Genomic DNA, 10,868 nt, shown 5'->3' with positions numbered 1-10,868 from the left:
GCCAGGAAATGCGGCCTGCACGGCCGCCTCGCCTTCGCCGCGACTGCGAATATAGGGCGAAGACGAGGCCGCGTCGGCGCCGATTCCTGATAGGTGAACTAGCCGTTTGGCCCCGACCCGCCGCGCTACGCTCGCGATCCTGGCGGCGGCTTCGACGTGCACCGAATGGAATGTATCGCTTCCGTGCTCGACGTACAGGCTAATCGCGTTCACCACCCCATCGGCGCCCGCAACGGCGGCTTCTACGGAGCGCTCGTCATGTGCGTCGGCGGCGACCTGTTTGACGTCGTCGCCCTCAGCCCGCCCGGGATGCCGTGAGGCGACGTGCACCGTGGCGCCGGATTCGGACAAATGGCGCACGACGCGACGGCCAACAAAGCCAGTTCCCCCAAACACGGTTACGCAGCTCATTCGCTGATCGATCCAATGATCCTGGGCGACGCTCTTGATTGAGCCGTTAAGCGCCGTGCGGACCGCCTCAGCGGCCTCCGCTGGAGAACTACCAATGCTGACATGATGCCCGATAACATCGATCAAAATTTTCGCCGCGGGACCGACAGTCTGCAACTCTTTCATTGCTTCATCGATCAACGGCTCGGCTTCCGCGTACAGCTTTTGCGCCTGTTCGATGAACGGCTCTGCCCTATTGAGAAGATCGATCAGCGCCTTGCTCGCCGGCAACGATTTCTCAATCTGCCTAAGTTGTGCATCGCTCAGACCGGAAACATGACCAATGAGGTCCATGAGCAAGTGCTTCAACAACATAGTCTACCTTCCCGGGTGACTTTACCGCTGGCCAATTCCTCAGGAATGGCGTGACGAGGCAGTTCACACAAAGGCTCTGAGTCTGCTTTACCCCCGAACCGACATCGTCAGTTAGACCGACCACGTCGAGAAAGTACCAAGGGCGGCCTCAAAAGTCTCTCATTCGATCACCCGATCGGCAAGTGCGAGGAGCTTCGCTGGAATTGCAAGCCCGAGCTCGCCCTCGCGGTCTTGAGGTTGATGACCAACTCGAACCTGGAAGCTTGAATGACCGGTAAGTCGGCTGGCTTCTCGCCATCGCTTCACTGCCTTCCTCGACGCCCTCAGCGCGTCAGATTGACCTTTGCCAGGTCGATGAGTTGGCTCGCCCGGCCGTCGAGCACCGCCTTCATCATGAACATGCCAAAGTGGTAGGCCTGATCGAGCGTCGTCTTGGGCGGCATTGCCAGTTCCTGCCGGGCACTCACCACGTCAACCAAGACCGGCCCTTTGTGCGCCAATCCGGTCTCGAGCGCGGCTTTCAACTCCTGCGGCTTTTCCACCCGAATGCCACGGACGCCCATGGCCTCGGCCATCAAGGCAAAATTCGGGTTCTTGAGATCGCAGCCGGTGTCCAGGAAACCGCTCGCCTTCATTTCCATCTCGACGAAGCCGAGCGTCCCATTGTTGAGGACGACGACCTTGACCGGCAGGCCCATCTGCATCAGCGTGATGAAGTCTCCCATCATCATGCTGAACCCGCCGTCGCCCGACATCGAGATAACCTGGCGCTGAGGATACGCCGCCTGAGCACCGATCGCTTGCAGCATGCCGTTGGCCATCGATCCGTGGTTGAACGAGCCGATGATGCGGCGCCGGCCATTGACCTTCAGGTAACGGGCCGTCCAGATGATCGGGGTTCCCACGTCGCAGGTGAATATGGCATCGTCAGATGCCAGCTCGCTCACCAGCCGCATGACGTATTGGGGGTGAATAATCGTACTGTTCGGGGTGCTCTCCGCCAACGCGTCAAGATCCTTCCGTGCCTTTTTGTAGTCGGCCAGGGCATCGTCGAGATGGCTTGAGTCCGTCTTCTCCTTGATCGCCGGGAGCACTGCTTCCAAGGTGTCCTTGACCGTGCCGAGCAGGCCGAGATGAAGCGAGCAGCGATTGCCGAGCGCCTCGGGCCGTACATCAACTTGGGCTATTTTCGCGCGCTCGGGATAGAACGCCCGGTAGGGAAAGTCGGTACCCAGCAACAGCAGCGCGTCACAGTTCATCATGGCTGCATAGCCTGACGCAAAGCCTACGAGACCGGTCATGCCGACATCATAGGGATTGTCGTATTCGACAAATTCCTTGCCACGAAAGGCATGCACGATGGGCGCTTTCAGCTTGCGAGCCAGCTCGATAAGCTCTGCATGCGCGCCCGCGCAACCCGCGCCGCAGAACAACGTCACTTGGGATGCCTGGTTGAGGAAGCTCGCAAGATGCTCGACATCCGCCGCGCCAGGACGCAGGACCGGCGCGGTGGGCACGATCCATTCCGGTACCTCGGCGTCCAGCTCCATCAACGCGACGTCGCCCGGCAGGACGACAACGGCAACACCGCGCTTGGCGATGGCGACCCTGATGGCGCGCTTGAGTATCTGGGGAAGCAGCTTCGGGTTTGAGACAAGCTCGACGTAATGGCTGCAATCCTTGAACAGGCTTTCCGGATGGGTTGCCTGAAAGTAGTCAATCCCGATTTCGCTGCTCGGGATATGGGCAGCAATCGCCAGGACCGGCACGCCGTTGCGCTGACAGTCAAACAGTCCGTTGATCAGATGCAGGTTGCCCGGGCCGCAGCTTCCAGCGCAAACCGCCAGGCTGCCGGTGAGATGGGCTTCGGCACCCGCCGCGAAGGCCGCGGCCTCTTCATGGCGCATGTGGACCCAGTCAATTGATTTTCTCCGCCGCATCACGTCGGTGAAGCCATTGAGGGAGTCGCCGACGACTCCGTAGACCCGCCTGACACCGGTCTTTTCAAGCGCCTTGACAAGAAATTCAGCGGCCGTCCTGCTCATGCTGTAAATCCTCCGGATGCATTCGTCTCAGTTCGATATGACTTTGCCGCGCGACTACACTGCATAGTTCTTCAGGATGCGCAGGTCGGTGACGGAGTACGACATTCCGAGGCGATAGCCCCGGCCGACCCGGAGAGGCAGGTCGATGGCTTGCATGGGCAGAAGGTCTTTGCCTCTGCGCAACAGATCTGCGCTCTGCGCAATCAGTTCGGGCACTCGCGGCCCTTGGAACTTCGCGAATACTCAATCGATGCAGTGTCTTTATCTTGAACGATCTTGCTCATATTTGTACCGATCTTGCGCACTAGAAATCGCCGCAAAAACGGTCTTTTACTTGCAGACTCTAACATCCAGGTTTCGGAAGTCCGGGTGGCGGGCGGACCTCCTACCACAACTCAATAAAATCAACGGGTGTAGCAAATTCAGCGGATCTAAAAGCCCCGCGGAAACCCCTGCAAACCCCCGCAAGTGTTACACCTCGCCACGCACGCCCTTCAAGGTGCCGCAAGAGCTTGTCTTTGTGATCGATGGCTCACCCTATCAGGACCTCAGGGACATCGTCGACAGTTTCATTGCGCAGACCCAGCCCAACGGCGAGCCGGGCACTCACACCGGAGTTACGGGAGCAACGGGAGCAGGAGCAGCATGAAATATAATTTAATGGCAAGGGTGGCTGTGCTCCCTATGTGGTTGGCAGAGAGAGCCCAATGCCAAATTTCGCAAAAATCCTGTTCCTAACCGCCCCCATTTGGTTGTTGGTGATCGCGAGCGTGGAAATAGCGATCCACCACCACGGTTACTGAAAATTTTTTGGAGGTTCTCGCACGTAGCGAGATATGTCCCGACGATGCGCCACTGGCCGTTGGGATCAGCTGCCAGTGGTTTTCCGTATATGAGAAAGTGTTGATGCCGACCAGCACGATGGGCAGGTTCGATTGGCTGGTCGCGCTCTAGTTCGCAAGCAAAGGCAAAGGCGAGTTTCTGACGCTGGACAAGCGCAGCGCACGGCTCACGGATTGAAGAAGGCCGGTGCAACCAGCAGCAGAGAACGGGGCCACGACGCGGCAGCTGATGGCGATGTTCGGCTGGGACACGCCCGATATGGCGGAGGTCTACACGCGCGCAGAGAAGAAACAGCTCGTCGGCGAAGGCATGATCCCGATCTCGCTGGGCCGAAGCGAGAACACTGACTGCTATACCTTTGAGCCCAGCAGTGTTACACCGCAAGAAAAAGAAGGAAAATCAGTGGTGGGCGCACCAGGACTCGAACCTGGAACCCGCTGATTAAGAGTCCTGCGTAGCGCTGATGAGGCCGGCGGGGGAGCACACCGCCCCCGCCCGACGAAGTCGTCAGCTCGTCCACTGCCAATCTGCCGGCAGCCAGCGGTAGCCGCTCCTCTCGCGCACTACGTGCCCGAAGCCGGGAAAGGGCAGATGGTAGCTACCGACCAGCGTCTTGTCGGCCGCTGCGCGGTCGAGGAAGGCCATGCGCGCCTTAGTTGCCAGTGGCACGTCCATATCGAACCCGAACGGCCATTCCGGATGCAGGAAGCTGACCGTGGAGTTGACCACGACGTCGCCGGTGAGGAGCATTTGTTCGCTGCCGGAACTGATATGCACCGAGATGTGGCCTGGCGTGTGACCGGCTGTGTCGAAGGTGGTAACGCCCGGCGCCACCTCGGCCGCGGCCTTGATCAGGCGCAGCCGGGGGCTGGCCAATTCCAGATTCGCCCGGGTAACCTCTGGCTTCAGAGCGGGCGACAATCTGTTGGCCCATTCGGGGGCGCTCCAGAAGGCGACCTCGGCCTCGCTGGCGACGAATTCGGCCGAGGGAAACAGCAGCGACGCGTTCTCGTGGTCACTGATGCCCCACAGGTGGTCGAAGTGGGCGTGAGTGAACAGAATCATGTCGATATCGTCCGGCGCGTAGCCCGCAGCGGCGAGGTTGCCAATCAACCCGCCGGTCGTTTTCTGGAACTTGTCGACGCCGCAGCCTGCGTCGATCAACACCAGCTTGTCTCCGGTGTTGACGAGGATGGTGTTGATTTGAAGCCCTACCGGACTAGATGGCTGGAACGTGGATGTGAGCAGGCCTCTTGCGTCCTCGGCGCGATCGCCCCAAAGCGTTTCGGCCGGGAACGCGAGCGTGCCGTCGCTGACGACGGTGACCTCGATGGTTCCGAGCTTGAAACGGTAGAAGCCAGGCTGCGCCCGCTTGCCCGCTTGGGGCGCATGAGCCCGGGCGGGTACGGTCGGAGCGAGTGCAGCCGCCCCGGCGGCGGCAGCGCCGGCACGCAAGAGCATTCGGCGGTCAAGCATGTGCATGTCTGTTCTCCATTGCGAGTTGCGTTCTGGTGGCTTTCTTCCAAGGAAGTGGCATCAAATCGACCGGTCGGGTGTTTACCGGACCGTGACGGAGATCGAGACATCGACGTTGCCCCGCATCGCATTCGAGTACGGGCAGATGGCATGAGCAGCCTGGACGAGCCGTTCGGCGGTCTGTCGGTCGATGCCGGCCATGGTCACGGCAAGCGCGGCGGCCAACACGAAGCCTCCTGTTTCATTTCGACCAAGGTCGATCCTGGCGACGACGTCGATATCGTCGTCGGCAAAGCGGTGGCCAGCATCCCGGCTCACATGAAGGATCGCATTCTCAAAGCAAGCTGCATAACCGCCGGCGAAGAGTTGTTCGGGATTGGTCGCATCGCCCCTTCCGCCAAGCGCCCGCGGCAGTGCGAGCTTGAGGTCGAGCAGACCGTCTTCGCTGCGGATCGAACCGTGACGGCCTCCGCTCGCCGTGACTTTTGTGGAATATAGACTGGCCATAGCACATATGCCTTTTGCGATTCGCTAATTTGAGTCAGGTCGTCGGACTTCGCCGCAACTGACCCGCACGAGGACGCGCACCTGCTAAGCGGGCTGCCCAGCGGCTTCCAGGATCAACTGGGTGATGGCGTCGGGTTGGGATATCAGCGACAGATGACTCGCCTTGACTTCGATGGTCTTGGCGCCCATGCGCTTGGCCATGAAGCGTTCGAGATCGGGATTGATCGTGCGGTCCTCGGTTGAGACGGCGTAATAGCTCGGCTTTGAGCGCCATGCCGCGTGCGTGGTCTTACCGGTGAGCAGCGCCTTTTGGAACGGCTGCTGGACTGCATAGAGCACCTTGGCCTTCGCCTCCGGCAGGTCGCCCGCAAAATCGCGCAGGAAAGACTCCTCTGAAAGGCGTCCTTCATCGCCATCGAACAGGATGCCGGCCGTCGCAGGCGGCGTCGGATAGGTCTTAGCGAGGGTCGTGTAATCTTCGCCTGCGTCCGGCGCACGCGCCGCCACATAAACCAGCGCCGAGACGTTCGGATGCACGCCGCCCTCTGTGACGATCATGCCGGAGAAGGAATGGCCGACCAGAACCGTCGGACCATTCTGCCGCGCCAACACCTTCTCGGCCGAAGCGACCGCTTCAGGGAGCGTTGTCAGTGGGTTTTGAACGGCCGTGGCATTGAGCCCCGCTGCCTGCAATCGTGCGATCACCTCGGACCAGCATGAGCCGTCGGCGAACAGCCCGTGCACAAGGACGACGTTACGGGCCTTCGGCGCCGGCTGCGCAACGGCGGCGGTGCCCTGGATAAGAGTACTTGCCGCACCTGCAGCTACCATGCTCACAAATGCGCGTCGATTTATTGGATAGCTGGGGCGAAGATCGTCTTGGCTGCTCATGGAAGTTCTCCTTTGCGTAACGTTGGAGTGAAATACTGGGAGTACACGTTGGCTAATTGGAAATTTGCTGCGGGAATGCCGACAACAATGCTCAGCGTTCGCAACATCGTCATCGATCGCTTGATAGCTAGAGCCCTTCTGGAGGAGGAGGCGTATTGCTACGCGGCGTCACGGGATCGTGTTTCCGCAAGACTCCGAGTCTCGGCGCCGTGATATCTTCAGCGGCCAACAACGCATCGACGTCCGCAGAACGAATGACCGTTCCATGATTTACAAAGGCCTCATGGTTGCTCTCGATCGTTTCGACGTCGTAGAGGTAGTTCACCATAATGCCGAACGATTCCCGGATACCGCGCGGCGCGGTGTTTCCGAGCCAGTTGATCCGCTCGAGCCGGGCGCCGTTGCCGAGGTGAAAGCGCGCTACCGGATCGATGCGTATCGAGGGCTGCCGCGTCAGATAGCGGGCGCAAAACCGCAGCAAGGGCACGCGCAGCTTCTCGCTCTGCGATGGGTCATTCCACCAGCCGTCGCTCTCGAGTTGTAGCAACAGCGCTGTATTGGGATCGCTTTCATCCGCAAGCCGTTTACCGAGCCATTGCCGAAATCCCGGTACTGGCGACAGGGTGGAAAAACGCTTCAGCTGCGGAAACTCCGCCTTGAGCTCCTCGACCACCTGCTTGATCAGGAAATTGCCGAACGCCACGCCGCGCAGGCCGTCCTGACAGTTGGAGATCGAATAGAAGATCGCGGTGTCGGCGCGCGCGGCTCGCTCCCGCGCGGCGGCTTCATCGCTGTCCTGCGACAAGAGCGGCTGCACGGCCGCGGCCAGTCCTTCCACCAGAGCAACCTCGACGAAAATCAGCGGCTCACCTGGAAGTGCGGGATGGAAGAAGCCGAAGCAGCGCCGATCGGGTGCAAGCCGTCGCCGCAGATCGTCCCAGCCCTTGATCTCGTGCACCGCTTCATAGGCTATCAGCTTTTCCAGCACCGCGGCCGGCGTCTGCCAGTCGATGCGCCGCAGCTCGATAAAGCCGCGGTTGAACCACGAGGCGAACAGATGCTTGAGGTCCGCGTCGAGCAGCTTCAGTTCCGGTTCGGCGCGCAGGCATGAGGCAATTTCGCTGCGCATCGCGATCAGCGCGCCGATCCCCCCGGGTGCCATGTTGATTCGCCGTAGCAATTCCTGGCGGGGCGGATCGGCGGCCCGCGCGAGAGCGGCCGCAGCCTCCGCCGTGCCGTCGGCGAGATACCGCCGCGCCGCCGCGCGCAGCGCCGCTCCGTCGGGCTGGAACTCCGTGGCGAGATAGCGCTGGAAGCCGTGGCGATCGCTGGCGTCGAGAGCACCCAGCAGATCGTGCAATTGCCGCGCGACCAGCGCTCCCGACGCCTGACTGCGTTCGGACAGCAGCGATGCCGCGAGCTGCTTCGCGCGATCGAAGGGCGCCAGTTTGGTGCTGGATAGGTCGCTAGAAGTCTGGCTGACTGGGGTCATGATTACCTCCTTCTCAAGCGTGAGTGATGACGGCAAGGCGGAATTTGGCCGGCGGCGCATAGAGCCCGCCTGACGCAGTCACGAGGTCGTCGATCGTCTTGGCCGTGAGCAGATCGCGGGTCGCTGTCCTGATATCGATGCCGAGGTCGCAAGGCAGCGTAACGATGCCGCGGCGGCGCAGGCTTTCGCTCCTATCCGGCGACTGCCGCTTGCCGAATTCGGTGTCGCCGGCGACTGCGCGCAACGCGGCTTCGCGCTCCTGCGTCGACCGGCAACGCAACAGGTTGGCAACGCCCTTTTCTGTGATGACGTGGGTCACGTCGTCGCCGTAGACCATGATTGGCGGAAGCGCGAAGCCCGCGGAGGCGGCCAGATCGAACGCATCCAGACGCTCGACAAAGCTGGGCGCGCCGTTTGGCTGATGCGTCTGCACCATCTGCACGATGAGCTTGCGTCCGCGCAGGCTCTCGCCGGCTTCCCGGCCGGCGCGCAGCCAGGTGGGACTGTCGTGGCGACGACCGCGCGGGTCGGCACCCATGTTTGGTGCGCCGCCGAAGCCTGTGATCCGGCCCTTGGTCGCGGTCGAGCTGTTTCCGCTTGCGTCGATCTGCAGCGTGGCGCCGACGAACATGTCGCAGGCATATTGTCCGGCGACCTGCGCCAGCGTGCGGTTCGACCGCAAGCTGCCGTCGGCGCCGATCGGAAACACATCGGGGCGCGCTGCGACGTACCGCTCCATGCCGAGCTCGGAGCCGAAGCAATAAACGCCGTCGACAAAGCCAGCTTCGATCGCCGGGATCAGGGTCGGGTGCGGGTTGAGCACGAAGTGGCTCGCGACCCTGCCCTTCAGGCCGCGCTGGGCAGCGAACGTCGGCAGGATCAGCTCGATCGCCGCGGTGGCGTAGCCGATGCCGTGATTGAGCCGCCGCACCTGATAGGGCTCGTAGATCGCGGCGATTGCCATCATCGCCATCAGCACATTCTCGCTCCTGACCTTGGCGGGGTCGCGCGTGAACAGGGGCTCGATGGCGTAGGGTTTCGGACCCGGCACGACGAAGTCGACCCAGTCGCCGGAGATGTCGACCCGCGGCAGGCGGTCGACGATCTCGTTGACCTGCGCCACGACGATGCCGCCGCGGAACGCCGCGGCTTCAGCAATGGTCGGTGTGTCTTCGGTATTGGGGCCGGTGTAGAGATTGCCGTTGCGATCGGCCTTGTCGGCGACGATCATTGCCACACGCGGCGTCAGATCCACCAGCATCCGGGCATAAAGCTCGAGATAGGTATGGATCGCGCCAATCTTCACCGTGCCGTTCGTGACCAGCTCGGCGAGCTTGCGGCTCTGCGGGCCAGCGAAGGCGAAATCCAGCCGGTTTGCGATGCCGCGCTCGAACACCGCGAGATGATCGGGCAGCGCCAGCACGGACTGCACCATGTGAAGGTCGTGCAGCCGTGCAGGATCGGCCTTCGCCAGCGCGGCGGCCAGGAAATCGGCCTGCTTTTGATTGTCGCCCTCGATGGTGACGCGGTCGCCCGGGGCGATGATTGCTTCAAGCAAGTCGGTCGTACGGTCGGCAGGACAGAGCTTTCCGCTGCTGATCTTTGCGGCCCGCGCCAGCCGGGCAGCGCGATCCGCTCCCTCTCTTGACGTGGCTGACATGTGAACCTCCTTCGCTTGACGCCGTCTTCAAAGCGGAAGGTAGGTCTGTGATATTGATTACATAAGCGATATTTTCTAATATGATTGATTGAAAATTGAGATCAATTCCATGCTCGAGTTCGAACTGTTGCGCGCCTTTGTTGCCGTGGCCGATTGCGGCGGCTTCCATCGCGCGGCCGAGCGGCTCAACCTGACGCAGTCGACCGTAAGTCAGCAGATCAAACGGCTCGAGCTCGTGACCGAGCGTCCCTTATTCCGGCGCACGACCCGCAGCGTCGCGCTGACGGATGACGGCGAGATGTTGCTCGGCGACGCGCGCCGCCTGCTCCAACTCGAGGAAGCTGCCCGTCTCCGCCTGGCGGCGCCGCGGCTGTCCGGCACGGTACGTCTCGGGGTGGTCGAGGAAATCGCCGGCGGCTCGCTGCCGAGGGCGCTTGGCCGTTTCGCCGCGCTGCATCCCGGCGTGAAGCTCGAGGTGCAGATCGGAGTCAGTGCGGAATTGATTGAGCACCTCAATAAGGGACGCCTCGACGTCGTGTTCGCGAAGCGCCCGCTTGGCACCTCGCGCGGACGCCTGGTCTGGCGCGAACCCATGGTCTGGGCCGCGGCCGATACGTTTGATCTCGTCCTCGACTCGGCGCTGCCGCTGGCGCTCTATCGCGAGCGGTCGGTATCGCGAGAGGCGGCGCTTGCCGCGCTCAATGACAGCGAACTGACCTGGGAGATCGTCTATACCAGCCCCAGCCTGACAGGCGTGCGCGCGGCGGCGCTCGCGGGTCTCGCCATCACGCCGCTCCCCGCGAGCGCGGTCGTCGCGGGCTTGCGAATTATAGGATGGGAAGAGGGGCTACCGCGTCTTCCTGACCTTGAGTTCGCGATCTACGAAAAGGCGCGGCCCGACAAGGCCGCAGCGGCGCTCGCCGCAACGCTGTTGGCGCTGGCGCAGGGCCCGTCTCGCCCGACCATTTGAGAAGGCCATGTATTCGAACCCGTTCAATGTCCGTTCCGGGTCATTCGCGACCGAACCGGCCGATCTTGCCTGCTGATTGATGTCCGCTTCTCTCCAAAAGATGGGGTAATCGGCCCGGCCCAGCTTGTGGATAGCTGAAGATTTTGGGTGCTGCGCTTCAGGCTGATGGTGAAACGAGGTCCGTGGTGACGGCCTCAAGCATCAGAAGGAGAAGCGCAG

At 61.8% G+C, this 10,868-nt stretch carries 10 protein-coding genes; 2 read left to right on the top strand and 8 right to left on the bottom strand.

Annotated features, from left to right (window positions below; translation table 11 throughout):
- The 3 genes from VNX23_RS13280 to VNX23_RS13270 form a co-directional block, all read right to left on the bottom strand.
- Positions 1-765 (bottom strand): NAD(P)H-binding protein (locus VNX23_RS13280; RefSeq protein WP_325630674.1); only part of this gene is annotated, 765 nt, incomplete at its 3' end.
- A gap of 323 nt (positions 766-1,088) precedes the next feature.
- The gene (gene poxB, locus VNX23_RS13275) at positions 1,089-2,810 is read right to left on the bottom strand and encodes a ubiquinone-dependent pyruvate dehydrogenase (protein ID WP_325630672.1); all 1,722 of its coding nucleotides are present in this window, start codon (positions 2,808-2,810) and stop codon (positions 1,089-1,091) included.
- Between the two features lie 54 nt (positions 2,811-2,864).
- Entirely contained in the window at positions 2,865-3,026 is a 162-nt protein-coding gene (locus tag VNX23_RS13270) for a hypothetical protein (RefSeq protein WP_325630670.1), read from the bottom strand.
- An 855-nt stretch (positions 3,027-3,881) separates the two neighbouring features.
- Between VNX23_RS13270 and VNX23_RS13265 the strand changes: the two genes are divergently transcribed.
- The gene (locus VNX23_RS13265; RefSeq protein ID WP_325630668.1) at positions 3,882-4,094 is read left to right on the top strand and encodes a hypothetical protein; all 213 of its coding nucleotides are present in this window, start codon (positions 3,882-3,884) and stop codon (positions 4,092-4,094) included.
- Between the two features lie 66 nt (positions 4,095-4,160).
- Here VNX23_RS13265 and VNX23_RS13260 read toward each other — a convergent pair whose 3' ends face one another.
- The 5 genes from VNX23_RS13260 to mdcA form a co-directional block, all read right to left on the bottom strand.
- Positions 4,161-5,135: an MBL fold metallo-hydrolase gene (locus VNX23_RS13260; protein WP_325630667.1), complete on the bottom strand. Its 975-nt coding sequence runs from the start codon at positions 5,133-5,135 to the stop codon at positions 4,161-4,163.
- 75 nt (positions 5,136-5,210) lie between these two features.
- Positions 5,211-5,636, bottom strand: a complete 426-nt coding sequence (locus tag VNX23_RS13255; RefSeq protein WP_325630665.1) for an organic hydroperoxide resistance protein — start codon at positions 5,634-5,636, stop codon at positions 5,211-5,213.
- 84 nt (positions 5,637-5,720) lie between these two features.
- Entirely contained in the window at positions 5,721-6,527 is an 807-nt protein-coding gene (locus VNX23_RS13250; protein WP_325630663.1) for an alpha/beta hydrolase, read from the bottom strand.
- Positions 6,528-6,654: 127 nt separating this feature from the next.
- On the bottom strand, positions 6,655-8,019 hold the full coding sequence (locus tag VNX23_RS13245) for a malonyl-CoA decarboxylase (RefSeq protein WP_325630662.1): 1,365 nt from the start codon (positions 8,017-8,019) through the stop codon (positions 6,655-6,657).
- A 13-nt stretch (positions 8,020-8,032) separates the two neighbouring features.
- Positions 8,033-9,679 carry a malonate decarboxylase subunit alpha gene (gene mdcA, locus VNX23_RS13240; protein ID WP_325630660.1) on the bottom strand — a complete coding sequence of 549 codons (1,647 nt, stop codon included), beginning with the start codon at positions 9,677-9,679 and terminating at the stop codon, positions 8,033-8,035.
- Positions 9,680-9,788: 109 nt separating this feature from the next.
- On the opposite strand from mdcA, the gene VNX23_RS13235 reads away from it, so the two are divergent.
- Complete coding sequence (locus tag VNX23_RS13235; protein WP_325630658.1) at positions 9,789-10,649, top strand: LysR substrate-binding domain-containing protein; 861 nt, start codon at positions 9,789-9,791, stop codon at positions 10,647-10,649.
- Positions 10,650-10,868 lie beyond the last annotated feature (219 nt).

The organism is Bradyrhizobium sp. (genome assembly GCF_035570375.1).
Lineage (GTDB): Bacteria > Pseudomonadota > Alphaproteobacteria > Rhizobiales > Xanthobacteraceae > Bradyrhizobium.
Note: the sequence above shows the minus strand (reverse complement) of the source record. Positions and strands in the feature narration are given on the sequence as shown.